Annotated in this window: 21 protein-coding genes and 2 pseudogenes; 14 read left to right on the forward strand and 9 right to left on the reverse strand. The window is 69.1% G+C overall.

Going from position 1 to position 24,958, the window contains the following annotated elements; genetic code table 11:
• The first annotated feature begins 407 nt into the window (after positions 1-407).
• Positions 408-944 carry a DUF4240 domain-containing protein gene (locus AC068Z_RS36865; RefSeq protein WP_478566157.1) on the forward strand — a complete coding sequence of 179 codons (537 nt, stop codon included), beginning with the start codon at positions 408-410 and terminating at the stop codon, positions 942-944.
• Positions 945-1,315: 371 nt separating this feature from the next.
• Here AC068Z_RS36865 and AC068Z_RS36870 read toward each other — a convergent pair whose 3' ends face one another.
• On the reverse strand, positions 1,316-1,792 hold the full coding sequence (locus AC068Z_RS36870; RefSeq protein WP_478566160.1) for a hypothetical protein: 477 nt from the start codon (positions 1,790-1,792) through the stop codon (positions 1,316-1,318).
• A gap of 514 nt (positions 1,793-2,306) precedes the next feature.
• The gene (locus tag AC068Z_RS36875; RefSeq protein WP_478566163.1) at positions 2,307-2,825 is read right to left on the reverse strand and encodes a hypothetical protein; all 519 of its coding nucleotides are present in this window, start codon (positions 2,823-2,825) and stop codon (positions 2,307-2,309) included.
• 510 nt (positions 2,826-3,335) lie between these two features.
• Here AC068Z_RS36875 and AC068Z_RS36880 point away from each other — a divergent pair.
• Positions 3,336-5,108 (forward strand): S8 family peptidase, encoded by a 1,773-nt coding sequence (locus tag AC068Z_RS36880; RefSeq protein WP_478566166.1) that lies wholly within the window; start codon positions 3,336-3,338, stop codon positions 5,106-5,108.
• 251 nt (positions 5,109-5,359) lie between these two features.
• Here AC068Z_RS36880 and AC068Z_RS36885 read toward each other — a convergent pair.
• Positions 5,360-5,824, reverse strand: a pseudogene (locus tag AC068Z_RS36885) (IS630 family transposase); the annotation flags it as partial.
• Between the two features lie 385 nt (positions 5,825-6,209).
• Here AC068Z_RS36885 and AC068Z_RS36890 point away from each other — a divergent pair.
• From AC068Z_RS36890 to AC068Z_RS36915, 6 genes are all read left to right on the forward strand, one after another.
• Positions 6,210-6,383: a hypothetical protein gene (locus AC068Z_RS36890; RefSeq protein WP_478566169.1), complete on the forward strand. Its 174-nt coding sequence runs from the start codon at positions 6,210-6,212 to the stop codon at positions 6,381-6,383.
• Between the two features lie 258 nt (positions 6,384-6,641).
• The gene (locus AC068Z_RS36895; protein ID WP_478566172.1) at positions 6,642-8,813 is read left to right on the forward strand and encodes a discoidin domain-containing protein; all 2,172 of its coding nucleotides are present in this window, start codon (positions 6,642-6,644) and stop codon (positions 8,811-8,813) included.
• A 69-nt stretch (positions 8,814-8,882) separates the two neighbouring features.
• Entirely contained in the window at positions 8,883-9,962 is a 1,080-nt protein-coding gene (locus AC068Z_RS36900; RefSeq protein ID WP_478566175.1) for a DUF1996 domain-containing protein, read from the forward strand.
• 566 nt (positions 9,963-10,528) lie between these two features.
• Complete coding sequence (locus AC068Z_RS36905; RefSeq protein ID WP_478566178.1) at positions 10,529-11,533, forward strand: TIGR03885 family FMN-dependent LLM class oxidoreductase; 1,005 nt, start codon at positions 10,529-10,531, stop codon at positions 11,531-11,533.
• Complete coding sequence (locus AC068Z_RS36910) at positions 11,524-13,224, forward strand: alpha-amylase family protein (protein ID WP_478566181.1); 1,701 nt, start codon at positions 11,524-11,526, stop codon at positions 13,222-13,224. The genes AC068Z_RS36905 and AC068Z_RS36910 overlap by 10 nt, the downstream gene beginning before the upstream one ends.
• Positions 13,225-13,654: 430 nt before the next feature.
• Entirely contained in the window at positions 13,655-14,596 is a 942-nt protein-coding gene (locus tag AC068Z_RS36915) for a hypothetical protein (protein WP_478566184.1), read from the forward strand.
• Between the two features lie 335 nt (positions 14,597-14,931).
• Here AC068Z_RS36915 and AC068Z_RS36920 read toward each other — a convergent pair.
• Positions 14,932-15,033, reverse strand: a pseudogene (locus tag AC068Z_RS36920) (IS5/IS1182 family transposase); the annotation flags it as partial.
• A gap of 187 nt (positions 15,034-15,220) precedes the next feature.
• Here AC068Z_RS36920 and AC068Z_RS36925 point away from each other — a divergent pair.
• The gene (locus tag AC068Z_RS36925; RefSeq protein WP_478566187.1) at positions 15,221-16,225 is read left to right on the forward strand and encodes a hypothetical protein; all 1,005 of its coding nucleotides are present in this window, start codon (positions 15,221-15,223) and stop codon (positions 16,223-16,225) included.
• Positions 16,226-16,465: 240 nt separating this feature from the next.
• A complete protein-coding gene (locus AC068Z_RS36930) occupies positions 16,466-16,807 on the forward strand; it encodes a hypothetical protein (RefSeq protein WP_478566190.1) in 342 nt (113 codons plus the stop codon).
• Between the two features lie 27 nt (positions 16,808-16,834).
• Here AC068Z_RS36930 and AC068Z_RS36935 read toward each other — a convergent pair whose 3' ends face one another.
• Positions 16,835-17,050, reverse strand: coding sequence for a hypothetical protein (locus tag AC068Z_RS36935; protein ID WP_478566193.1), 216 nt, complete (start codon positions 17,048-17,050; stop codon positions 16,835-16,837).
• Between the two features lie 92 nt (positions 17,051-17,142).
• Between AC068Z_RS36935 and AC068Z_RS36940 the strand changes: the two genes are divergently transcribed.
• Positions 17,143-18,564, forward strand: coding sequence for a hypothetical protein (locus AC068Z_RS36940; RefSeq protein ID WP_478566196.1), 1,422 nt, complete (start codon positions 17,143-17,145; stop codon positions 18,562-18,564).
• A 110-nt stretch (positions 18,565-18,674) separates the two neighbouring features.
• Here the strand turns inward: AC068Z_RS36940 and AC068Z_RS36945 are convergent, their stop codons facing one another.
• Positions 18,675-19,019, reverse strand: coding sequence for a MerR family transcriptional regulator (locus AC068Z_RS36945; protein ID WP_478566199.1), 345 nt, complete (start codon positions 19,017-19,019; stop codon positions 18,675-18,677).
• A gap of 661 nt (positions 19,020-19,680) precedes the next feature.
• Here AC068Z_RS36945 and AC068Z_RS36950 point away from each other — a divergent pair.
• The 3 genes from AC068Z_RS36950 to AC068Z_RS36960 all read left to right on the forward strand — a co-directional run bounded on the left by AC068Z_RS36950 (position 19,681) and on the right by AC068Z_RS36960 (position 21,382).
• Positions 19,681-19,866: a hypothetical protein gene (locus AC068Z_RS36950; RefSeq protein WP_478566202.1), complete on the forward strand. Its 186-nt coding sequence runs from the start codon at positions 19,681-19,683 to the stop codon at positions 19,864-19,866.
• Positions 19,863-20,174, forward strand: a complete 312-nt coding sequence (locus tag AC068Z_RS36955; RefSeq protein WP_478566205.1) for a hypothetical protein — start codon at positions 19,863-19,865, stop codon at positions 20,172-20,174. The genes AC068Z_RS36950 and AC068Z_RS36955 overlap by 4 nt, the downstream gene beginning before the upstream one ends.
• A gap of 218 nt (positions 20,175-20,392) precedes the next feature.
• The gene (locus AC068Z_RS36960; RefSeq protein ID WP_478566208.1) at positions 20,393-21,382 is read left to right on the forward strand and encodes a Gfo/Idh/MocA family protein; all 990 of its coding nucleotides are present in this window, start codon (positions 20,393-20,395) and stop codon (positions 21,380-21,382) included.
• 104 nt (positions 21,383-21,486) lie between these two features.
• On the opposite strand, the gene AC068Z_RS36965 is transcribed toward AC068Z_RS36960, so the two are convergent.
• The 3 genes from AC068Z_RS36965 to AC068Z_RS36975 are packed head-to-tail and all read right to left on the reverse strand — an operon-like array spanning position 21,487 to position 24,904.
• On the reverse strand, positions 21,487-22,929 hold the full coding sequence (locus tag AC068Z_RS36965; RefSeq protein ID WP_478566211.1) for a GH1 family beta-glucosidase: 1,443 nt from the start codon (positions 22,927-22,929) through the stop codon (positions 21,487-21,489).
• Between the two features lie 46 nt (positions 22,930-22,975).
• The gene (locus tag AC068Z_RS36970; protein WP_478566214.1) at positions 22,976-23,899 is read right to left on the reverse strand and encodes a carbohydrate ABC transporter permease; all 924 of its coding nucleotides are present in this window, start codon (positions 23,897-23,899) and stop codon (positions 22,976-22,978) included.
• Positions 23,900-23,911: 12 nt separating this feature from the next.
• A complete protein-coding gene (locus AC068Z_RS36975) occupies positions 23,912-24,904 on the reverse strand; it encodes a carbohydrate ABC transporter permease (RefSeq protein WP_478566217.1) in 993 nt (330 codons plus the stop codon).
• Positions 24,905-24,958 lie beyond the last annotated feature (54 nt).

Raw genomic sequence — 24,958 nt, forward strand, 5'->3', positions numbered from 1 at the left:
ATGGCGGGCAGCGTGAACGCGCCGGCGGCTGCCGCGAGCAGCGTCGTGCGACGAGACGGGCCGTGGGTCAACGGTCCTCCAGGGGATGAGGAGCTACGACCGATTGTCGAGATGTTGACAGGTTCCAGTCAAGATGGCGGTAGGCGTCCGACGCACCGGCAGGGACGTTGGTCCGTCGTTGGTAGCCGTGGACGGATGTGCGCAGGCTCAGAGGCTTCGGTTTCCGCCCCGCCCTCCTCGCACATCAGCTCAACGGTCATGTCCGTCGCCAACGTGCCGGGGGACTGTTGAGTGCGGGTGCGGGTGCGGGTGCGGGTGCGGGTGCGGTGCAGCGGTGGGGCCGCTGTGGTGAGCCGGGCTCGCGTGGTCAGGCCCTTTGTCAGAGGCAGGTGGCATGCTCTGCGGTCATGAACAGACAGCAGTTCTGGCAGCTGATAGAGACAGCCCGCAGTCAGGTGTCCGGCCCGGACGAGGCGGGAGATGTCGCCCGCCGGGTAGCTTCGCAGCTAGCCTCGTACCCGGCCGAGGAGATCGTTGCTGCTGATCAGGTGCTGTGGGACCTGATGGCCCACTCCTACACGGACCCTCTGTGGGCCGCTGCGTATGTGATCAACGGTGGCTGCTCCGACGACGGGTTCGACTACTTCCGCGGCTGGTTGATCGCGCAGGGACGTGAGACGTTCGAGCGCGTGGTGGGGGACCCCGATGCCCTGGCAGGACTGCCCGTCGTGCGGGCGTCAGCGGCTAGCGGAGACTTTCTCGAGTGCGAGGAGGTGCTGAGCATGGGCTGGAACGCACACATCGCGGCGACCGGCAAGCACCTGCCTGACGGCGCGCGCGTCATCCGGTATCCGGATCCGGACCCGGCCTGGAACTTCGATTTCGACGATGACGGCGAGATCCAGCGGCGGCTGCCTCGCCTGGCGGCTCTCTATCTGAAGTAGGCGGAGAGCCCGCAGGCACCAGGCGTGGGGTCATGTCCGCTGGAGTCGGTGTACGGCCAGTCGGTGATGACTTGGCCGCCGTGGCCCTCATGACGAGGCCCTTCGGCCGCCACGGGGCGCGCTCTGCTGAGTGCGCTGACCTGGGACACGGCTGCGTGGTGTCAGGCGCTGCGGTCTGCTGTCCGCGGCGTGGGAACAGGCAGTGGTCAGCAGGTCGTTGTCTACCGCGATGCCTGACCTGCCGCGTTCTTTCATGACCGCTCGAGGTCGCGCAGGCTGGTGGGGGAGAAACCGGCCCGGTAGCCCGAGCTGTTGAGAGCGGAGGCGATCCAATGCGCAGTGGTGCGTACGTCCTGCCTTCCGTGTGGATGTCAGTCCCACGCGTTGAAGAGTAGTCCGCCCAGCGTGGTGATGCCGTAGGAGCGCACCTGACGCCACTCGCTCTGTGTGAGCACTGAGGTGTCCACGTCGGAGAGCGGTGTGGCGAGTTGGTCATAACTCAGGACTACGAAGTCTGTGTCGGTGAAAACGTGAGCCCACGGCGGCGGAGCGAGGAACTCCTCTGCGTACCAGTCCCGATGCGTCTGAGCGAAGGCGATCCAGGGCTGGTGAGCGTGACACAGGACGATGTTCTCGCCCGTGCGTGTGGCGATCACGGCGGTGTGGAAGGTCCGGGGGTATGCCTGTTCCTCCACCTCACCCACTTCGCCTCCGACGACGCGGGCGGCGGCATACAGTGCGGCGCGAAATGCCCGCAGGTCAGTGTGTGGGAGCGGACCATCCTGCAGGCGGAAGAAGCCTGTCGCCCCGCGCGCCAGCGTGAAGCCGGTGTTCCCCTCCTTGACCATGTCGCTCATTTTGCCCGGCGCGCGGGCGTAGGCCTCGCCGGTGGGGAGCCCTCTGCCGACGTCATGGCGGATGGCCGAGCGGCGGCTCTTCGAGCCGAGGTCCGCCAGGACCGGGTCGAGTCGGTATGGGCGCAGTCGCCGGGGAGCCGGCCTTCGTGAGCGGATTCCTGAACACGCGCCGACTCCGGGCAGGGGTGGATTGGTTGGTGGGGCAGGATTCTTTCACGGCCTGACCTGACCGGTCAGCACCAGCTGCGGGTGACGGGCCCGGTGAACCGGTCTCTCACCTGCCTCTTACGGCGGACGCGGCCACCCAGGACAGGTCATCGACCCTCCAACACGGATACGGCCGGGCGACGCCAAGCATCAGATGATTCCGGACCGGGCGTACTCGGTCGCATCGGACTGGGGCGGGCACCAACCCGACGGCTACGGCGCAGTACGCGCGCGCAGGCAAGGAGGCGACCCGATCGTCGTGCCGAGTGGTTCGGGTCCAGGGGCCACGGAGGTCGGACTATATGTTCCTGGCGCGTTGCAGGACTGCACGGAGGTCCTCCTCGAACTGTAGGCGTCGGACGGGCGAGCGTCGGTACGTGATCGGGAAGGAGAACGTGGATCGAGCTCCCGTGTGGTGTTCGATATCGATCGTCACCGCGGAGTCGAGCCTGGGCAGCTGCCTGGCCAGGAGGAGCGGAAGGAGCCAGCCCCAGGTGCGCGAGTCGATCGCGTTGCCGTAGACCAGGGCGGCACACCGATTGGTTCCCAGCTTCTCCCGCAGGGCGCCGGAGAAGGAGCGGGTGGAACGCGGAGCGTCCCAGTCGACGTGCTTGCTCAGTTCGCCGGAGTCCGCCTGCACCACGACGTCTTGGTCGCTGTCACGCAGGGTGATCCACTGCACCTGAACGCCCCTACGGCGGGTCCATGCCCCCGGGGCGACCTGTATCACCGTCTCGAGGATGCGGATGTAGTCCTGGCGCACATGCGCGGCAAGAGAGCTGAGTTCGGCCAGAATTGCCTCGCCGCGTACTGACATACACGCCCCCGACGTGGTGTGACGTTCTCCGCCGTAGGGTAATGCAGCCCGGTTCCGCCACGCTCATGGGTAGTGCGGCGGCCTCGGCGCAGCGGAGTGCACATCTCGCGGCGGATCCGACGCGAAGACCAGGGGCTTCAAGTGGATGTCAACGCAGTGGTGTTGGAGATGACCCCGCCGGGCCGCCGGCCGCATCCGGGACGGGGCCGGCTGAAGCGGGCTTGACCTCCGACGCCACAGTCACTCGGTCTCCGCGCGCCACCCACGGGCAGGACGACGTACCGGTCTCCGGGCCCCTCCTCGGCCGGCCGTCGCAATCTCCGTACTCGCACCTATAGTCGGTTTCCGGCCACCGATAACCGATCTCCTCTGCTGTAAAGGCACTTCCGCAACCAGTCGCGTGCATGACATCTTGCGTCCATCACTTGATTCGTACGACCCGGCCTGACCACCGGGTCTTCGGAGGACGCATTGATACCCCACAGATCCAACCGCCCTCGACGTACCCTCGTGCCGGCTGCCACGCTCGGTGCGGCGCTAGCTTTCGGGGCCCCTGCCGCGCTCGCCGACACCGCGCCCGTCTCCCCCTCCGGCTCTGCCGCCCCCGCCCCCGCGGCGGCGCCCCAGGCCGCGGCCCCCGCTTCCTCGAGTGCGAACTGGGTTGCCGGCACCCGCGCGTACCTCGTGATCACCGCCCCGGGTGACACCACGGCGGTCCGTAACGCGGTGACCGCCAACGGCGGAACGGTCTTTCAGTACTACGACGCGATCGGTGTCATCACCGCCCACTCCGCGTCCGCCTCCTTCGCCGCCACGATGCGCGGTGTGAGCGGGGTTCAGCAGGTCGGCGCCACCCGCACCTCCGACGTACCGGCGGACGCCTACAACCCGGCGCTGCCCGCCAACCCGGCGCAGTCCACAACTCCTTCGGGCGAACCGGTCCGCGCTGACATGACTCAGATCAAGGCCGATCAGGCCTGGGCCGTCACCACCGGCTCCGCCTCCGTCAAGGTCGGCATCCTGGACACCGGTGTGGACGACCAGCACCAGGACCTGGCGCCCAACTTCAACGCCGCGGACTCCGCGTCCTGCGCGTACGGCAAGCCGGACACCCGTACGGGCGCCTGGCGCGACGTCGGCACCCACGGCACGCACGTGGCCGGTACGGTCGCGGCTGCCAAGAACGGCAAGGGTGTCATCGGTGTGGCTCCGGGCGTGAAGATCTCCTCGGTGCGCATAGCCGAGCCCGGCTCCTCGCTGTTCTTCGCCGAGAACACCATCTGCGGTTTCATGTGGGCCGGCGACCACGGCTTCAAGGTCACCAACAACAGCTATTACACCGACCCGTGGCAGTTCAACTGCCCGGACAACGCGGACCAGGCCGCGATCATCGAGGGCGTCAGGCGCGCCCAGGAGTACGCGGAGGGCAAGGGCTCGCTTCAGGTCGCGGCGGCCGGCAACTCCAACCTCGACCTGGCCAACAAGACCGTGGACACCGCGAGCCCGAACGACTCGACGCCGGTCACCCGCACCATCACCAACGCCTGCCTGGACATCCCGACCGAGCTGCCGGGCGTCGTCACGGTCTCGGCGATGGGCACCACGGCGAAGGCCTCCTACTCCAACTACGGCCTGAACGTCGTCGACGTCACCGCCCCGGGCGGAGACGCCACCGGCATCTACAGCACCCTGCCGGGTGGCAAGTACGGCTCCATGAGCGGCACTTCGATGGCCTCGCCGCACGTCGCCGGCGTGGCGGCGCTGCTGGCCAGCACCAACCCCGGCATCACCCCGGCGCAGCTGCGCGACAAGCTGGCCACCCAGGCCAACGACATCGCCTGCCCGTCGGACAGCCGCTGCAAGGGCACCACGGCCAAGAACGGCTTCTTCGGCGAGGGGCAGGTCGACGCCCTCAAGGCCGTCGGCAGCACTCCGCCACCCGGCAAGTACTTCGAGAACACCGCGGACTTCGCCATCGGTGACAACACGACCGTGGAGAGCCCGATCACCGTCAGCGGCGTGACGGGCAACGCCCCGGCCACCCTCAAGGTAGGTGTGAACATCGTGCACACCTACATCGGCGATCTGAAGGTCGACCTCATCGCCCCGGACGGCACCGTCTACACGGTCCACAACCGCTCGGGCGGCAGCACGGACAACATCAACCAGGTCTACACCGTCAACGCCTCCGCCGAGGTCGCCAACGGAACCTGGAAGCTCCGCGTCAACGACAACGCCGGCGGCGACACCGGCAGGATCGACTCCTGGAACGTCACCTTCTAAGAGGGCACCTGCCCTGGACAGTTGGTGTTCCGGGTTGCTCATTTGACTGACGGTGTGGGCGGTCGTTGCCCGCTGTGCGCGTGCTCGCCGTCCGCACCGTCAGCGATGTGTCCGATGCCCGCTGGGCTCTGATCGAGGGGTCTTCGCCGCCTGGCCGGGCGAGACTGACGGGCCCGGGGCGGACGGCCCCGGGGCGGACGGGTCCGGAGAGGGCGGCTCAGGTTCACGATCTGCGCGCGATGGCAAATGGGCCAGGTGAAGCCCTTCGGCTTGCCCTTTCGGCTCTGGTGCTGGCGGATCGCGTAGATCATCCAAGACGGCTCACCAGGCCTGTGGCAGGCCATGGCCGTCATCGAGGCACGGCCAGGCCTCCGGCCGCGCCCACACGGACGACGGGCGTGCACCCGTCGCGGCCCCGGTCCTGGCGCGCGGCGGTGTCATCGACTGCCCGGCCTCGACCTCGACGACGATCCGCCCGTGGCACGCTGCCGCGGTGCTCTTCCCTGCGGCCAGTCCTCCTTCTTGGGAGACGTGGAACTTCGGCCGGTCAGCGTCTTCACCCGGGTCCGCGTCCGCGCTGATGCGCCCGGCCGTGGACCAGCGGCCCGCGTTCCAACTCACTCTCCAGCCTGGCGACCTGCTTCTCGCCGAGACTCGGGCGCCCAGGCGATCGTCGGGAGAACCCGGGCCCAGCCGCGCTCGCGCCACTGGCGGCGACGGACATGCCCGCTACGACGGCCTGAATATTGATCACGTGGCCTCTCAGGCTGACGCTGGCACAGCGCTCCGGCGAAGACTGCCCGTTCGGGTAGGTGACCTCTCGGATTGGCGCTCAGCCAAGGTCCCCGGCAGCGTCGGGTACGAACGGAGCCCCACCAGGGGAGACAGTCACTGCGCGAGCTGACGTGCAGTCAACCGCCCCTGCCCGTAGCCGTTTTGACCTCGCCATCGATTTCCTCTCCAGGAACTCCCCCTCAACCATCGAGGCTTAATGCAAGTCAAAAGAAAAGGCGTGCGCGGAACCTTGACCGTGACCGGTGAGGCGGGCATGGTTCCGGAGAGCGCTCTCCCCGCCACCCACGCCAAGGAGTGCCATGCCCTGTGTCGGCTTACCTCCAGCGGCACCGATGCCAGCACCGCCTCAACCCGCAGTGGCCCCACGTCGACCTCGGCGCCCCCGCCACCCTTTCCCAGGTCCAACTGCAACGGCCCGCGACGCGCCCCACCCAGGCCGCCACCCATAACGGCTCCACCCTGGGAGACGCCCCGGCGTGACGTTCCACAGTCTCCTCGTGGTGTCCCTCGGCGGAAGGGGCCGCCACGACCCCGACATCAGCGACACCTGGGCATCCACTGCGCCGGCCGGCACCTCGACCGTTGCGTCCGCCCTCGTGGCCTGTCCCTGACCGGGCCACGCGCCCGCCACAACTCCCCTCCGTGCCGGATGACATCCCGGCGCCCCGGCCCGGAGGGGCCATCACGCGGTGCTCCCGCAGCCGCCGACCGGCTCTTCCCGACCCGCCAGGAGCAGATGTGTCCAGAGCCCCCTCGTACCCCAGATCGACCACCCGCCGCGCAGGCGTTCCCCTGCTCGTCCTCGGCACCGTGGTGGCGTCGTCGCTCGCCCTCGCAGCCCCGCCCGCCCAGGCCGCGGAAACCCTGCTCTCCCAGGGCAAGTCCGCCACCGCCTCGTCCCAGGAAGGCGCCGGGTACGCGGCCGCGGCGGCCGTCGACGGCAACCTCACCGGCACCCGCTGGGCCAGCCAGTGGAGCGACCCGCAGTGGATCCAGGTCGACCTCGGACAGCGCGCCGACCTCAGCCGCATCGTGCTGACGTGGGAGAGCGCGTACGGCAAGAGCTACCAGATGCAGGCGTCCGACAACGGCACGGACTGGCGCACCCTGAAGACCGTGACCGGCGGGGACGGCGGCACCGACGAGATCGCCGTCTCCGGCGCCGGCCGGTACGTGCGCATGCTGGGCACCGAACGGTCCGGCGGCTACGGCTACTCCCTGTGGGAGTTCCAGGTGTACGGCAGCACCGACGGCACGCCGCCCGCCGGGGGAGGCGCGGTGAAGGTCGCCGGCTCGCAGGGCAACTGGCAACTGACCGTCGGCGGACAGCCGTACACGGTCAAGGGTCTGACCTGGGGGCCGGCCATCGCGGACGCTCCGAAGTACATGCCCGACGTCAAATCCATGGGCGTCAACACGATCCGCACCTGGGGCACCGACGGCGGCACCAAGCCGCTGCTCGACACTGCCGCCGCGCACGGCATACGTGTCGTCAACGGCTTCTGGCTTCAGCCCGGTGGCGGTCCGGGCTCCGGCGGCTGCGTCAACTACGTCACGGACACCACGTACAAGAGCAACATGCTCGCCGAGTTCGCCCGGTGGGTGGAGGCGTACAAGAGTCACCCGGCGACCCTCATGTGGAACGTCGGCAACGAGTCGGTCCTCGGCCTGCAGAACTGCTACAGCGGTACCGAGCTGGAGGCGCAGCGCAACGCCTACACCTCCTTCGTCAACGACGTCGCCAAGAAGATCCACAGCATCGACCCCGACCACCCCGTCACCTCCACCGACGCCTGGACCGGCGCTTGGCCGTACTACAAGCGCAACGCGCCCGACCTCGACCTGTACTCGATGAACTCCTACGGCGACATCTGCGGCGTCCAGGAGGACTGGGAGGAGGGCGGCTACACCAAGCCGTACATCATCACCGAGGGCGGACCGGCCGGTGAGTGGGAGGTGCCCGACGACGCCAATGGCGTCCCCGACGAGCCGACCGACGTCCAGAAGGCCGAGGGTTACACCCAGGCTTGGAACTGCGTCACCGGCCACCGGGGCGTCGCCCTGGGCGCGACCCTCTTCCACTACGGCGTGGAGCACGACTTCGGCGGCATCTGGTTCAACCTGGTTCCCGACGGGCTGAAGCGGCTGTCCTACTACTCCGTCAAGCGGGCCTACGCCGGCTCGACTGCTGGCGACAACACCCCGCCCGTCATCACGAACATGACGGTCAGTCCCGCCTCGTCCGCCCCGGCGGGCGGCGAGTTCACCGTCCGCGCCGACGTGCGCGACCCCGACGGAGACCCGGTCACGTACAAGATCTTCCTCAGCGGCAACTACGCCAACGGCGACAAGCGCCTGGTCGAGGCCAAGTGGCGGTCCACCGGCAACGGCACCTTCGCGGTGACCGCGCCCGAGAAGCTCGGGGTGTGGAAGGTGTACATCCAGGCCGAGGACGGACGCGGCAATGCCGGCATCGAGACCAAGTCGGTCAGGGTCGTCGCCCCGCCGGTCTCCGGCACCAACGTCGCGCTGAACAAGCCCACCACCGCCTCCTCCTTCCAGGCGTCCTACGGCGACTGTCCCTGCGAGCCCGCCAAGGCCACGGACGGCCGGGCCGACACGCGCTGGGCCAGCGACTGGAGTGACCCCCAGTGGATCCAGGTCGACCTCGGCGCGGCCACCGCCGTCCGCAAGCTCCAGCTCGTCTGGGACCCCGCCTACGCCAGGTCCTATGAGGTCCAGGTGTCGGACAACGGCTCCACCTGGCGCACCGTTCACACCACCACGACAGGCAACGGCGACATCGACACCATCGACGTCGCGGCGACCGCACGACACGTGCGACTGCACTTGACGGCGCGTGGCACCGGTTGGGGCTACTCGCTGCACGAGTTCGGCATCTACAGCTGACCGCGAAGGGCAACCGGCGGCGCCCTTCGCACCACCCCCACTTGGCACCTCAGCGGGCAAGGAGGCCCCATGAGACCCCGTTCGAAGCTCCCCGCGCTGCTGCTCGGCACCGCACTGATCGCCGGCGTGCTCGGCGTCGGCACCATCGCGACGGCGGCCGCTCCCGACAGCGCCCCGGTCGTCCCGGCCGGCGGCCACGCCGGGCACACCATGGCGGTGTCGACGCAGGCGTCCGGCGACGACCCCGACGGCGACGGGTACATACCGGCCGTGCCCCAGGTCACCGGCGTGACTCCGTCCCAGGCCACGCCGCCGCCGCGCTACCACAAGGAGTTCCAGGCCAACTGTTCCGTCACGCACACCGCGCCGGACGACCCGATCATCTATCCGGGACAGCCCGGCAAGTCCCACGACCACACCTTCATGGGCAACAGGACGACGAACGCCGCCAGCACGACGGCGAGCCTTTACGGCGGCAACACCACCTGCCTGGCACCGGCCGATGCTTCCGCCTACTGGATGCCGTCCCTGTACAAGGGGGACACCAAGATCCTGCCCGAAGGCCCGCAGGTCATCTACTACAAGTCCGGTATCACCGACTACACCAGCGTGCGGCCCTTCCCCAAGGGGCTGCGCTACGTCGTGGGTGACCCCATGCAGAGCGCCCAGCAGTTCCGCAGCCACAAGGGCTTCGTCGAGGGCTGGGAATGCGGTGACAGCTTCTTCAACACCGACTTCCCGGCGAGCTGCCCGAGCCGTCCCGACGTGAAGCTCAACATTCGCTTCCAGGCGCCCAGTTGCTGGGACGGCAAGTACCTCGACACCCCGGACCACAAGAGCCACATGGCCTATCCGGTCGTCAAACCCGGTACCAACGACAACATGTGTCCGGCCTCCCACCCGGTCGCCCTGCCGATGATCGAGTTCAAGATGGCCTGGCCGGTCAACGGCGACATGAGCCAGGTCCGTCTGGCCAGCGGCCGTGGATTCTCCTTCCACTACGACTTCTTCAACGCCTGGGAGGAGCGGACCCTGAAGGCGCTGGTCGACCACTGCATCGTGGGCGGCCTCCAGTGCGACACGCGCGGCTACGACCAGAACCACCCCGAGCGCGGCGCGGTCCTCAACGCCGATCACCGGCTTCCCTGACCCAGCCTCGGATTCCAGGGGCCCGGCGGCACCCGCACAGCGCGGGTGCCGCCGGGGTTCCCCAGCCGACCGCGCCCCTCCGTGCGGCGATTGCCCGGGGCCTTGCCGGGCGGCGAAATGCGCCGGGCAGCTTTCCGAGCGCCCTCCCGAGGGCGGAAAGGGGAAGGAAATGGGGCGGGAATGAACCACGGACACTCGGTCGGCTCATCGGCAGCTGGGCCTTGAGCGGAAGCTGCGCCCTACTCACGGGCGCGACGACTTGGCTCCGCGCCGGGGTGCCCGGGCCGGGCAGCGGCAGATGGCGACCCGGGCGGACTCGCCGGGATGCGGTAAAGGCAGGGCGCCAACGTGGAGTTCGACACCGAGGCGCTCCAACCTGAACTCGACAAGGCACCCTCGCCGCGTGCGACCGGGTCGGTGACGGACGGGCCGACCTTTTTCTCCCCAGGCCCCTCCGACGGCCCTCAACCTCACCACGCGCATCGTGCGGCGCGGGGGTTCCGACGGCACCGACACCCGTGCGGTCGGAGCCCGTTGAGGGACCGAACGGGGGGTAGTCGCTTGCCATGACTGTCTACGGATTTCACGCCTCGCACGAGCAGATTCCCCCGGCGGATCTCCTCGACGCCGTGGTGCGCGCAGAGCAGGCGGGCTTCACCGCCGCCATGTGCTCGGACCACTTCTCGCCGTGGAGCGTGCGGCAGGGGGAGTCCGGCTTTGCCTGGTCGTGGCTCGGAGCCGCCCTCCAGGCCACCGACCGGGTGCCGTTCGGTGTGGTGAACGCGCCCGGCCAGCGCTACCACCCCGCCGTCGTCGCCCAGGCGATCGCCACCCTCGCGGCCATGAACCCGGGCCGGTTCTGGACCGCGCTCGGCACGGGAGAGGCCTCCAACGAACACATCACCGGCGAGGGTTGGCCCCGCAAGGACCTGCGCTCCGCCCGCCTGCGGGAGTGCGTCGACGTCATCCGGGCGCTGCTGCGGGGCGAGGAGGTCAGCCACGACGGGCTGGTGACCGTGGACCGGGCCCGGCTGTGGACGCTGCCGCCCGAGGAACCGCCGCTGATAGGAGCGGCGTGCAGCACTGCCACCGCGGCCTGGTGCGCCGAGTGGGCGGACGGACTGATCACGGTCAACGCCCCGCACGAACGCCTGCGTGAGATCATCGGCGCCTATCGTGACGCGGGCGGCCGTGGGCCCCTCCACCTCCAGGTGCACCTCAGCTGGGCGCCTGACGAGGCCGAGGCACTTGCCATCGCCCACGACCAGTGGCGCACCAACGTACATGCCCCGCCCGCCAGTTGGGACCTCGACTCCGCGGAACTGTTCGACGTCGTCAGCGAGCACGTCACCCCCGAGCAGGTGGCGCGCACGGTCGACGTCTCCTCCGACCTCGGCCGGCACACCGCCCGGCTCCAGGAGTATGCCGAGTTGGGGTTCGAGGCGGTGATGCTCCACCACGTCGGTCAGGAACAGGCCGCGTTCATCGACGCCTTCGGCGCCGAGGTACTGCCGCGACTCGACGTGACCCGCCCGATCACAGCCACGGCCAAGGAGTACCGATGCGTCTGACACGTACATCCGACCTCTGGTGGAAGAACGCGGTGGTGTACTGCCTGGACGTCGAGACCTACCAGGACGGCAACGGCGACGGCATCGGAGACTTCGCGGGGCTCACCCAGCGCATCGACCACTTGGCGCGCCTCGGCGTGACCTGCGTGTGGCTGATGCCCTTCTACCCCACGCGGGAGCGCGACGACGGCTACGACATCACCGACTTCTACGGCGTAGACCCGCGCCTGGGCACCCTCGGCGACTTCGCCGAGTTCGTTCGCACCGCGCGCGACCGCGGCATACGTGTCATAGCCGATCTCGTCGTCAACCACACCTCCGAGGACCACCCCTGGTTCAAGGACGCCCGCTCCAACCGGGACTCCGCCCACCGCGACTGGTACGTCTGGACCGACGAGCCCCCGAAGGACGGCCCCCAGGGTGTGGTCTTCCCCGACGCGGAGGACAGCCTGTGGGAGTACGACGAGGGCAGCGGCCAGTACTACCTGCACCGCTTCTACAAGCAGCAGCCCGACCTCAACGTCGCCCACCCCGACGTCCGCGACGAGATCGCCCGCATCATGGGCTTCTGGACCCAACTCGGCCTGTCCGGCTTCCGGGTCGACGCCGTGCCGTTCCTGCTGGAGACCGACGGACAGAGCGACGCGGGGGAGCTGCCCGACCCGCACGAGTACCTCGCCGACCTGCGGGCCTTCCTCGGCCGCCGCAACGGCGAGTCGGTCCTGCTCGGCGAGGTCAACCTGCCCTACGACGAAACCACCCGATTCTTCGGCGACCCCTCCTCGGACCGCGGCGACGAACTCACCATGTGCTTCGACTTCGTCGCGATGCAGCAGATGTACCTGTCCATGGCACGCCACGACGCCAGGCCGCTGGCCGCCGCACTGCGCGACCGCCCCGCAGCACCGCGCGACGCCCACTGGGCCGTGTTCGTGCGTAACCACGACGAACTCACCCTCGACAAACTCAGCGACGACGAACGGGCCGAGGTGTTCGCGTGCTTCGGCCCGGACAAGGACATGCAGCTGTACGACCGAGGGCTGCGCCGCAGGCTCCCGCCCATGGTCGACGGCGACCGACGCCGCATCGAACTGGCCTACAGCCTGCTGTTCACCCTGCCGGGCACCCCCGTGCTCTTCTACGGCGAGGAACTGGGCATGGGCGAGAACCTGGTCGCGGAGGGGCGCCAAGCCGTACGCACTCCGATGCAGTGGACTCCGGAGAAGACGGCCGGCTTCTCCACCGCCGAGCCGGACGCCTTCCCCAACCCGCTGGTGGACGGCGTGTTCGGTCCCGAAAAGATCAACGTGTACGAACAGAGCCGCGATCCTGCCTCACTGCTGAGCCGCATGCGACTGTTCATCGAACGCTACCGGGAGGCCCCCGAACTGGCCTGGGGCGACTACCGTTTGCTCACCACGGGAGAGACCGCCGTGCTGGCGCACGTCTGCCGGGCCGACGACGGCACCGTGCTGGCCGTGCACAATTTCGCGGACCGGCCTCACACCGTACGGCTGGAACTGACCGAGGCCGGATCCGGCGGACGGTTGACAGACCTGCTCGACGAGGGGCACACCGGGCTTGCTGCAGGCGAGGACGGCATGTTCACCGTCGACCTGCCCCCGTACGGCTATCGGTGGCTCCGCGTCGGCACCCCGGCGGACGACCCCGAAAGCATCGCGTCCGGCTGACAGGCCCATGAGCGGCGGTCCCAAGCCATCGTCGGGGTGTCCGTGCCCGGGGCAGCTCTGCCGCTGGCCGTGCTCCACGCCCTGGTCCGTCCTTCGGACAGCGTCGGTCGAGAAACCCGTAGCAGTCAGGCCCTATTCATCGATACCGCCGCTACCGCGCACCACATCGGCCGGTCGTGCCGATGAAAGCCGGTGCGGCAGTGCGGCGTCGTCGAAGTCCTGGCCGTCGTCGAAGGGGAAGCGCGCGGACACTCATGCCGGTCCGCCGGGCGGGGGCCGGGACTGAGGAAGGGCTGCGGCTCCTTCCGAGTGGAGCAAGAGGGTCCGGAAGTAAGTAACTCCTGTGGCGTGTGGGGACGTTCGTACGGGGGAGTCGGAGGGAGGGGCATATGCCCTTTGCGCCGTGTGGCGTCACAGGAGGGGATGGGACATGAAGAAGGCTCGACACAGATCCCGGAACATCGGACGGATCGCCGCTGGGCTGGCGGCGCTGGCCGGGATGCTGGCGGGGGGTGCCTCACCCGCGCAGGCGGCGTCGGATCAACCGGTGCCGGTGACCTCGTTCTCGTACACGAGTGAAGCGGGGCACGACCTCGGGAAGGGCGCGGCTGAGAAGTTCAGGGATCCGGCGGTTCCGATCACGGTCGGGGGCACCGCGGAGCGGGTGCAGATGACGGTGGAGGCGCCCGACCGCACCTGGCGGATCCGGCTCCAGGCGCCGATTGGGGAGACGCTGCGGCCGGGGGTGTTCCGGAACGCCGAGGGAACTCCGCCGCAGGGGCGGGCGCCAGGACTGGATCTTTCCGCTTCCACGAGCGGCTGCTCCGAGGTCTACGGGCAGTTCACCGTGAACCAGTTCGCCACCGATGACAGTGGCGCGGTGACCCTGCTCGATGCCTCTTTCACGCATCGCTGCGGTGCGGCGGACGGGCCCGCGCTGAAGGGCGTGCTGAAGTACCGTGCGCTTCCGCTGTCGTTCGCGTACAGCAGCGACGAGGGGGACTGGGTCGGTAAGGGCACCAGTGGGACCTACACCGGGGCGACCAGTCTCTTCTCGGTGTCGAGCCGGGGTGTGCAGACCGTCTTTCATGTGCAGGGGAACCGGTCCTCCTGGTCGGTGATGCTGATGGCGCCCCAGGGGGAGACGCTCCAGGCAGGCCGCACCTACCAGGCTGGTTCAGGGGGAGACGGACTCGCCACGCTCAGCTTCAGCGGCAACGGGCGGGCCTGCAACGGCCCCGAAGGCGAATTCACCGTGCACCGGCTGGTCAAGGACGAGAACGGTCAGGTGACCGGGCTATGGGTGACCTTCACCCAACGCTGCCAGGGCAGCACGGCGGCGTCGAGCGGCACCGTCCGGTACTACGCCTAATCCCATGAGAGACAGGAGGCCCCCCGCCCCTCGGGCGCGGGGGCCTTCCTTCGTGGTGCGTCATCCGGGGCGCGGTCTCAGCCTTTCGGGCGCCCGGGCACCCAAAGGGAGCCATGCCCCAGTCGACCTGGGCCTGAGCAGCCAGGACAAGCTTGAACCGCTACTACAGGTCGGCCAGCTCAGCTGGACTGAGAGCTGGTTCATGCAGCCGGTGATTGGGGAGGCGGGGGCCTGTAGAAGGTGCCGTCGCGGAGCATTGCGAAGAGCAGGCTGATCCGATGTCGGGCAAGGCGGAGAAAGCACTGCTGGTGGCCCGCTCTGATGCAGACGCGGCCGGCGAGAACAAGCACGCCCTGGCGTTGGCAGATCCGGATGGTGCGGTGGATGCGGGCAGCGATCAGGTCGTGGGTGCGGCCGGGCATCGCGGGCGAGATCCACCGGTCAGTCAGCCCTCCGCCAATTGGTGACGCGGACAGGGCAACTCTGTGGGTGGCTTGTGGGTCTCCCTATTGATCACGTTGTGATCGGAACCACGAGGAGACCATCATTAACGCTGTACGCAAGACCCTGACCGCCACAGCCGTCGTCGGCGCCGTTCTCGCGGGAGCCGCCGCCTGCGGAACGGTGGAGCAGCTGTCCGCCGGTCAGAAGCTCGACCGGGCCTTCGACAAGCTCGGTGAGAAGAACACGCTCTCCTTCGAGTTCGACCTGGACACCGACGTCGCGTCGCTGAAGGCGCTGGACGACGCCTCCGACCCCGCGCCCGGCGAGGAGATGCCCGACGAGGTCGCCGAGATGTTCAGCGACATGAAGATCACCATGACCGTGCAGTCGAAGAAGCCGCTCGAGAAGTCCGGTGAGAAGGACCTCGTCGGCATGGCCATGAAGCTCAGCACACGCGACGGCGACCTTGTCGAGTACCGGCTGATAGGCGATTACGTCTACCTGCGTGCCGACATGGACGCCATGGGTGAAGCGATGGGCGCGCCGCTGCCGGACGCCGACGAACTGCCCCCGCAGGCCAAGGGGTTCAAGGACGTCATCGAGGGCAAGTGGGTGAAGTTCAACGCCAAGGAGATGCAGCAGGCGGCCGACGAAGGGCAAGAGGGCGAGCCGGCTCCCGCGCCGTCCCTCGATGCCAAGGAGCAGAAGAAGCTCATGAAGGCTCTGAGCAAGATCATGGCCCGGGAGGTGGAGTTCAAGACGGCCGACGGCGGGGACGGCACCGAGCACATCACCGCCACGGCTCCCTTCCGCACGCTGATGACCGAACTGCTCGGTGAGATCGAGCCCCTGCTGAAGGACCTGCCGCCGGGCACGCCGATCCCGACGGCCAAGGACATGAAGGACGCGCCCAACGCCAAGGTGACGGCGGACTTCACGCTCAAGAACGGCGAGCTGGCCCAGGTGGACCTGGACCTCGCCAAGCTGGCCGAGAACGCCAAGGTGAAGAAGCTCGGCCTGACCCTGAAGATGCGCGAAGGCACGAAGCCCACGGCTCCTGCCGGTGCGACGACGCTGGACATGGACGAGCTCATGACGGGCCTCCTCGGCGGGCCGATGATGGGCGATGCCGAGTTCGAGACGAGTGAACTCGCCGAGGACGAGGTTCCGCTGGACCAGTTCTGATCTCACCGTCTGCGCGCGGATTTCGTACGCCCACGCCGACCGCCTCGCGTTGAGGTCGGCGATCAGCGTCTGGTGGCCTGGCGGACACCACCCGTCGGTGTCCGCCACGGGCCCTGGTGAGGGCCGCGGCGGCGAGGCCTACAATTTTCCGCAGGACAATGCGCACAACTGCTGGAGTCGGCGGGACAGGAGTACCTGCCGGCCCCTGATCACGCCGGACCGGGATGAAGCCGCACCTGCATGACTGACAGGGACGACTCCGAGAGCGACGCCGAGCAGGCCGTCATCGCTCGATACCGGCTGGCCGAGGACGGCTTCGGCGGCCAGGAACAACGCGCGACTGTCCGACAGGCCGAATCGCTGTTGACCGAAGCGATCGAGCGCGCCGATGTCGGCGAGTTTGACGGCCATGAGTTCGGAGGCGGCGAGGTGGTCATCTACGCCTACGGACCGGACGCCGACGCGCTCTTCGCTGTGATGGCGCCCATCCTGCACGACCTCCCTTTCCGCCCGGCACACGTCGTCCTGCGCTACGGCACGGTCGATGACCCATCGGCATCGGAGCATCACATCGGCCTGTGACGAGACGGGCTACCACTCGCATGGTCATCAACTGACCGAAGCGGTGTTATGCACGGGGAGGGTCAGCGCGTCGCCGACAAGAGCGCGGCGTACGGCGGCGGCCGCATCGGCGGAGGCGGCGGATCCGTCCCACAGCCGGACCCGGACGTTCTGCCAGCCGGCGATGGCCCGTTCGATGGTCTGGATCCTGGCGCCGGCGTCGGCCCTGCCGCGGGCGAACGTGGTGCGGCAGAAGTCCTCCACGCCGGCAGCCTTTGGCGATCACGGGCCATTTCGCGCGCCCTGCACGAACCCCGCCCCTACGATCACCTGGTACGACTGCTGGAGGGGCGGGAATGCTTGAGGACAGCGACGGCGGGACAGCGGCAGCGACGCGGCTTGCGGGAGGTACGCCGCTGCACACCACGCTTGATGTCGCCGACCCCACTGACTGGCTCGCGCTCGACGCAGGAGTGCGTGAGGTGGCATGGCACCGCCCGCAGTTTTTCCCAGGGGGGCAGCGCACCGCCCCACTGCCCGCCGACCTGACTCAGCTCAGCGAGTCTCGGCTCGCCCTCGCCCTCTGCCACAGCAACGGGCGGATCCGGCAGGAGGCGCTGAGCCAGTCGGACCGATACCCGGGTCTGCTGCCGTTGGTCGCGATCCGCTGCACCGACTGGGTAGCCCCCGTGCGCGATCATGCGCGGAAGCTGCTGCGCGAGGCCCTGGATGTGGACTCTGCCCTCGATCTCGCGCCACTCATCCTCCGCCTCGGTCGCCGGGACAGAGGTGACTTCGGCGTCGACGTGCTCGGTCAGATCCTGCGCCAGGCATCTCACAAGCAGATCGCTGTTCTCTTCGCCGACCCCGACCGTCTCGTCCGGCGGTTCGCGTACCGGCTGGCCATCGAGGGCGGACTGCTTCATCCCTCTGAACTGGCCCTCGCGGCCGCCGGAGACCAGGACACCGTGGTCCAGGACCTGTGTGCCACAGCGGCGCTCACGGCTCTGGGGAATGAGGACGCCTACGAAGATGTGCTGCCTCCATTGCTGTCCGCGCGCAACCCGCGCACCCGTTCCGTCGGCGTCACCGCGCTCAGACGCGCGGGGCGGTCAAAGGAGGCGGAGCCATTTCTCAGCGACCGTTCCGCGCTCGTACGTGCTTGTGCCCGGTATGTCGTACGGCAGCAGGGTGGTGACCCGGCGGCCTGGTACCGGGAGCGGTGCACGACCCCGGACGACCCCGGGTTGCGGCCCGGTGCGGTCATCGGGCTGGCCGAGTGCGGGAACCGCGCGGACGCCGGGCTGCTGCGGCTGCTGCTCGTGCACCCGGCGGCCGGGGTGAGGGCGCGAGCGGTGGCAGGGCTGCGGGCGCTGGACTGCGTGGATGCGGAGCAGTTGCGGCCGCTCCTCGACGACCCGGCGGCCGGCGTCGTCCGCGAGACCGCTGCCGCCCTGCTGCCCTCGGCCAGGGAACTGGCCGCCGACTGGCTATTGGAGCGCACCGGTACCGATCGGCCGCGGCACGTCCGCGTCGGCGCGTTCCGGCTGCTCGACGCGCGCGGCGGCACCGTGGCGCTACGGGCGGCGGTCGGTCTGTGCCAGGACCCGGATGTGAAGCTGCGCACCTGGGCCGCGCAATCGGTGCAGCGCTGGCATCCGTTGCCGGACGAGCGGCGCGGTGACGCTGAGGTGGGTGAACTGCTCAACCAGAGCCGACACCTCTTCAGCGACCACGTGCTGCGCCGGCGCAAGTGGGAAGCCGGGGTGGATCACTGAGATTCAACCGCGGCTCAGAACTCCGCTCAGCGCTCGCCTCCCGGTGGCCTCGGGGACAGCACGCCTGCCTTGGTGACGAACACCGAGACATCCGGGGAGGCTGTGGCTCATCAGGCTGAAGTTCTGGGCTGTGATGCGTCGCCTTGTGTGCGCAGTTGTTCGTTGATGCGCTGGGCTTCTTCGAGCTGGTCCTCGAGAACGATGATGCGGCAGGCGGCTTCGATGGGGGTGCCCTGGTCGACGAGTTCGCGGGCGCGGGCGGCGATGCGCAGTTGGTAGCGGGAGTAGCGCCGGTGGCCGCCTTCGGAGCGAAGTGGGGTGATCAGGCGGTGCTCGCCGAGCGCACGGAGGAAGGCTGGGGTGGTGCCGATCAGTTCGGCGGCCCGGCCCATGGTGTAGGCGGGGTAGTCGTCATCGTCGAGGTTGTCGACGGGACGGGATGCGGCAGGGGGCATAGACCTCTTCTTTCGGGGACGCGCGTCGGGGGGCCCGGGTGCCGTACGGCACCCGGGCCCCGAGCTTGCAACACCATCTACCGGCCAACTGCGCCGGGCCTGTGAGACCGCAGGTTCCGCCCGTCAGGGCGGGGCTGCGGGGATCGCGAATGCGTGACCGGGGACCACCTTCCAATCCGGGGCCAGCGGTACCCGGGCGGATGCTTCCTCGCCCGGGCGATCCTGATGGCGCTTGTGCTCCTTACCTTCGATTACTCGGTTGTCGTGCTCTGTACTGCGAGTACTGCTCACGGCCCCGCGGGGCCGTGTCCTGCATGGTCCTGCGGGGCAGTTCGTGTCTGCCGCGCCTTCTTGGACTTCTCGTCTTCGGTAAGAGAGTAGCTCCGTGACCAACCAATGTCTACTTCCGCCGTGACAGTTTTTCTGTTGAGTCAGCGGGTGGACTCCTGTCGCATGTGCATTCGAAAGAGTGCTGCCGTGACGGGCTTCCCGGTGCGGTAGGTACGCCGGGCCCCGGGGAATGACGGGCATCGAAGCCGCCCTCGACGGCCACGCCTGCACACCCGGGACGCGCTGCATTGCACCGCAAGCCGGGCAGCCGGGCAGTCACCCCCGCACAGGAGGGTGCGATGATGGCAGTCTTGCCACTAGATTTGGTGTCATGACTGCCATCACCCTGCGGATCCCGGACGCCATGGACAAGCAGCTGCGGGACGCCGCGGCCGAGGCCCCGTCGCTGAACGACTACATCCTCAAAGCCGTGCGCAGGCAGATGACGTTGGACGCGGCCCGCAAGCTCGCCGCCCTGCCCACCCTCGACCTCGACGGTGAGGGCGACGCCCTGTGACGATCCGCAAGGGCGACGTCTTCGACGTCGACACCGGCAAGGGGGTGCGCACTGTCCTCATCGTCAGTCTCGACGGGCTCGCCGAAGCGTACGGAGCGGTCGTCGCCCTGGTGCTGCACGCGCCAGCCGCCCACCCCGACACAGCCATGAGCGTCCGGCTGACTGCCCCGGTAGACGCCTCGGCTGTGGCCGTCAATCTCCTGCAGTTGTCCACGTCCCGCTTCGAGACGGCCGACCATCACGGCAACATCGGTCCAGAGCAGCAAGAACTCGTCGACAACGCACTCCGCGCCGTTCTCGACCTCTAGGCATCGCCCGCAACCCCGCCCGAACGGGGGTGGCCGGCTCACCCCCGCCCCAACCTGAGTGGCCCACCACCTGCTCGGAGTCGTCACGCTCACCACCGCAGAAGGGCCGACTCCACCCCCGAAAGAAGTGTCCGCAGTACGAACCCGCCAGCCCTATGGTGGGAACGTGCCCATAGAGTGCGGGGAGCACCGCGAGCACCGCTGAACAGGAGACACACGTGAGTGAACAGCCCGTCCGTTGGGGTGTCCTGGCGACCGGTGGTATGGCCGCCGCCTTCACCGAGGATCTGCTGCTGTTGCCGGACGCCCGGGTCACCGCGGTCGGGTCCCGGTCGGTCGAGTCCGCGCGGGCATTCGCCGACCGTTTCGGCATCCCCCGCGCCCACGGCAGCTGGCGGGAACTGGCTGCCGACCCGGAGGTCGACGTCGTCTACGTCGCCACCCCGCACGCCCAGCATGTCGCCGCCGCGACGGCCTGTCTGGAGGCAGGCAAGCCCGTGCTGGTCGAGAAGCCCTTCGCGCTCAGCGGCAGGCAGGCCCGCCGGCTGACCGAACTGGCGGAGAAGCAGAACCTGTTCGTGATGGAGGCGATGTGGACCTGCCTCAACCCGGCCGTCCTGCGCATCGTGGAGCTGGTGGGCGAGGGTGCCATCGGTGAGATCCGTGCTCTGCACGCCGACTTCGGCGCCCGCGTGGACGCGCCCCAGGACCACCGCCTGTGGGACCCCGCGGCAGGCGGCGGCGCCCTGCTGGACCTCGGCACCTACCCGGTCTCCTTCGCCCACCTGATGCTCGGCGCTCCCGAGACGGTCACCGCCCACGCGCGGCTGTCGCCGCGGGGCGTGGACGAGCAGACGGGCATCCTGCTGGGCTACCGGGACGGCGCGATGGCCGTAATGACGTGCTCGCTGCTCGCGCAGGACGAGCACCGGGCGACGGTATACGGCACGGCCGGCCGCATCGAGATACCGTCCGACTTCTACAATCCCCGCTCCTTCGTGCTGCATCGCGACGGTCGCGAGCCGCAGACCGTGACCGCCGCACCGCAGGAAGGAAACGGCTATGGGCACCAGGCCCGCGAGGTGATGCGCTGTCTGCGGGCGGGCCTGACGACGTCACCGCTGCTGCCGCCGGCTCACACCCTCGCCGTGATGGACACCCTGGACCAGGTGCGCGAGCGGACCGGGGTGCGCTACCCCGGGGAGTGACGCGCGCGAGCCCGCCCTTCGGTCCGGTGGTCCGGGCCGGAGGACGGGCTGCGGGACGCGGCACCCGTGCGGGGCGGGCTGGAGGGCGCCGCGCCGGGCGTGGGTCAGGCGCCGGGCAGGACGCCGGTGCGCGCCACCTGGGAGTACCAGCGGGCGCTGGCCTTGGGGATGCGCCGCCCGGTCGGGTAGTCCACGTAGACGGCGCCGAAGCGCTTGCTGTAGCCGTGCGCCCACTCGAAGTTGTCCAGCAGCGACCACAGGAAGTACCCGCGCACGTCGGAGCCGTCGCGCAGGGCGTCGTGCACGGCGGCCAGGTGATCACGCACGTACGCGATCCGGCCCGGGTCGTTGACGTTGCCCTCGGGGTCGGCGTAGTCGTCGAAGGCCGCGCCGTTCTCGGTGATGACCAGCGGCAGCTGAGGGAAGTCGGACGACAGCCGTCGCAGCAGCTCGTACAGGCCGCTGGGGTCGATGGTCCAGCCCATGGCGGTGGTCTCGCCCGGCGTCTGGTGGAAGGCGACCTCGTCGGCGGCCGGCCAGGGGCTGAACGCGCTCTTGCCGTGCCCGTCGGAGGTGTGGGTGCCGCTGCCGTCGGCCTGCGACACGAGGGTGGGGGAGTAGTAGTTGACGCCGAGGAAGTCCAGCGGCTGGTGGGCCGTTTCCAGGTCGTTGTCGCGCACGAAGGACCAGTCGGTCAGCGAGGCGGTGTCCTTGAGCAGGTCCTCCGGGTAGGCGCCGCGCAGCATCGGGCCGGTGAAGACCCGGTTGGCCAGGGCGTCGATGCGGCGCGCGGCATCGTTGTCGGCCTCGGTCGCGGTGAGCGGGCGTACGTGGTGGATGTTGAGGGTCACCGAGACCTGGGCGTCGGCGCGCAGGCGGTCGCGCAGGGCCTGTACGGCCATCCCGTGGCCGAGGTTGAGGTGGTGGGCGGCGCGCAGCGCGGCGACGGGGTCGGTGCGGCCGGGGGCGTGCACTCCTGAGCCGTAGCCGAGGAAGGCGCTGCACCAGGGCTCGTTGAGGGTGGTCCAGGTGCGTACCCGGTCGCCCAGGGCGTCCGCGGCCAGGGACGCGTACTCGGCGAATCGTTCGGCGGTGGCGCGTTCGGGCCAGCCGCCGGCGTCCTCCAGTTCCTGGGGCAGGTCCCAGTGGTAGAGGGTGGCGACGGGCTGGATGCCCTTGTCGAGCAGGTCGTCGACGAGACGCCGGTAGAAGTCCAGGCCCTTCTGTACGGCGGGGCCGCGGCCGGTGGGCTGGATGCGGGGCCAGGCCAGGGAGAAGCGGTAGGCGCCGACGCCGAGTTCGGCCATGAGGGCGACGTCCTCGCGCCAGCGGTGGTAGTGGTCGGTGGCGATGTCACCGGTGTCGCCGTTGCGGACCCGGCCCGGGGTGCGGGCGTAGGTGTCCCAGATGGACGGGGTGCGGCCGTCCTCGCCGGCGGCCCCCTCGATCTGGTAGGAGGCGGTCGCGGTGCCCCAGAGGAAGCCCTTCGGAAAGGTGCGGGAGGCGTCCGGGGCGGACGCGGTCTGCTGTCGTGCTGCGGTGACCACGTGGGTCCTTTCGGGAAAAGGGGGATCGGTAGGAGAGGGGGGAGGGTCAGCCCTTGACCGCGCCGGCCATGATGCCGCTGACGATCTGCCGGCCGAAGACGATGAACATCGCCAGCAGCGGGAGCGTGCCGAGGAGAGCGCCCGCCATGATCAGGGACTGGTCGCGGACGTAGCCGGCGCTGAGCTGGGTGAGGGCGACGGGGACCGTCGGGTTGCTCATGTCGAGCACCACGAACGGCCAGAAGAAGTCGTTCCAGGCGTGCACGAAAGTGATCATGAAGAGGACTGCCATCGCGGGCCGCGCAATGGGCAGCACGATGCTCCAGAAGATCCGCAGCGAGTGCGCGCCGTCCACCCGGCCCGCCTCGACCAGCTCGTCCGGCAGCGCCTCGGTGAGGTACTGGCGCATGAAGAAGACGCCGACGGCGCTGACCAGGGTGGGGAAGATGACGGCGGGCAACTGCTGCGACCAGCCCAGCTCGGACATCATCATGAACAGCGGCACGACGCCGAGTTGGGGCGGCACCATCATCGTGCCGATCACCAGCATGAGCAGGACGTTGCGGCCCTTGAAGCGCAGTTTGGCGAAGGCGAAGCCGGCGAGCGTCGCGAACATCACGGTGGACAGGGCGATCACCCCGGCCACGATCGTGCTGTTGATCATGGCCTTGCCCATGGCCGCCTCGTCCCAGGCGCGGGCGAGGTTGCTGAACAGGTTGGGGCCGGGCAGGAACGGCGGTGGTGTCTGGCTGACGCGGGTGTTGTCGGTCGAGGCCGCCACCATCGTCCAGTACAGCGGGAAGATCGACAGGATCGCCACGATCCCGAGCAGGATGTAGGAGAGCGGACCGGCGTGGTGCTGGCGGCCGGCGCCCGGCCGGAACACCCGCAGGCTGCGGCGGGCGGCGGGCTTGGTGACGGGGATCCGGGCGGGGGCGTCCGTCCGGACCGGGAGGCTTTCGGTGGTCATGACGACTCCTGGTCAGGAACGGGCACGCAGGCGCTTGATGAGGCGCTGCGCCACGAAGACGACGACGAGCAGCAGGAACATCGCCCAGGCGACGGTCGCCGAGCGGCCCATCTGGTAGTTCTTCCAGCCCTCCTCGTACAGCAGCAGGCCCAGCGTCTGGTACTGGTTGTCGGCTCCGCCGGTGATGCCGTTGGGGCCCTGGCCGAAGATCAGCGGTTCACCGAAGAGCTGGGTCGCGCCGATGGTGGAGAGCACGATGGTGAAGACGATGGTGGAGCGGATCCCGGGCACGGTGACGTGGGTGAACTGCTTCCAGCGGGAAGCGCCGTCGAGGGCGGCGGCCTCGTACCGGTCCGCGGGGATGGCCTGCATCGCGGCGAGGTAGAGCAGCGCGTTGTAGCCGGTCCAGCGCCAGATGACGATGGTGGAGATGGCGATCTGGGCGGGCCACTTGTCGGCCTCCCAGTCCACCGGGTCCAGGCCGACCGTGCCGAGCGCCCAGTTGATCATGCCGAAGTCGCGCTCGAAGAGCATGGTGAACACCAGGGCTGCGGCGCCCACCGAGGTGGCGTAGGGCACGAGCGAGGCGACCCGGAAGAACAGCGAGCCGCGCATCCGGTAGTTGAGCAGGTGCGCCAGGCCCAGTGCCATCAGCAGCTGGGGCACCGTGGAGATGACGCCGATGGTGATGGTGTTGGCCAGCGCGTTCCAGAACCGTTCGTCGTTCCACAGGTTGACGTAGTTGTCGAACGCCACCCACTCCATGACGTCCAGGGTGGCGAGCTCCACCCGGTGCAGGGAGATCCAGGAGGTGTAGACGAGGGGGTAGAAGCTGAACGCGGCGAACACGACGAAGAACGGGGCGACGAAGGCGTAGGGCGCGCCCTTGACGTCGAGGCGGTGCAGCAGCGCGCCGCGGCGCCGGCCGGCGCCCTCGCCGCCGGGGCGAGGGGTGGGACCCCGACGGCCCTCGCCGACCTGGGCCTTGGTGGTGGAGGTGGCCACCGGACTTCCTTCCTGAGAGCGGATGAGTGGGCCGGGCCCCGGCCCGCCCGCCGT

It is taken from the genome of Streptomyces sp. NPDC043726, assembly GCF_056436565.1.

What these genes read in the sequence shown, in the direction of transcription:
- AC068Z_RS36865 (WP_478566157.1), top strand. Translation starts at nt 408, where the DNA reads ATGAACAGACAGCAGTTCTGGCAGCTGATAGAGACAGCCCGCAGTCAG.
- AC068Z_RS36870 (WP_478566160.1), bottom strand. Translation starts at nt 1,792, where the DNA reads ATGGTCAAGGAGGGGAACACCGGCTTCACGCTGGCGCGCGGGGCGACA.
- AC068Z_RS36875 (WP_478566163.1), bottom strand. Translation starts at nt 2,825, where the DNA reads ATGTCAGTACGCGGCGAGGCAATTCTGGCCGAACTCAGCTCTCTTGCC.
- AC068Z_RS36900 (WP_478566175.1), top strand. Translation starts at nt 8,883, where the DNA reads ATGAGACCCCGTTCGAAGCTCCCCGCGCTGCTGCTCGGCACCGCACTG.
- AC068Z_RS36905 (WP_478566178.1), top strand. Translation starts at nt 10,529, where the DNA reads ATGACTGTCTACGGATTTCACGCCTCGCACGAGCAGATTCCCCCGGCG.
- AC068Z_RS36910 (WP_478566181.1), top strand. Translation starts at nt 11,524, where the DNA reads ATGCGTCTGACACGTACATCCGACCTCTGGTGGAAGAACGCGGTGGTG.
- AC068Z_RS36915 (WP_478566184.1), top strand. Translation starts at nt 13,655, where the DNA reads ATGAAGAAGGCTCGACACAGATCCCGGAACATCGGACGGATCGCCGCT.
- AC068Z_RS36930 (WP_478566190.1), top strand. Translation starts at nt 16,466, where the DNA reads ATGACTGACAGGGACGACTCCGAGAGCGACGCCGAGCAGGCCGTCATC.
- AC068Z_RS36940 (WP_478566196.1), top strand. Translation starts at nt 17,143, where the DNA reads ATGCTTGAGGACAGCGACGGCGGGACAGCGGCAGCGACGCGGCTTGCG.
- AC068Z_RS36945 (WP_478566199.1), bottom strand. Translation starts at nt 19,019, where the DNA reads ATGCCCCCTGCCGCATCCCGTCCCGTCGACAACCTCGACGATGACGAC.
- AC068Z_RS36950 (WP_478566202.1), top strand. Translation starts at nt 19,681, where the DNA reads ATGACTGCCATCACCCTGCGGATCCCGGACGCCATGGACAAGCAGCTG.
- AC068Z_RS36970 (WP_478566214.1), bottom strand. Translation starts at nt 23,899, where the DNA reads ATGACCACCGAAAGCCTCCCGGTCCGGACGGACGCCCCCGCCCGGATC.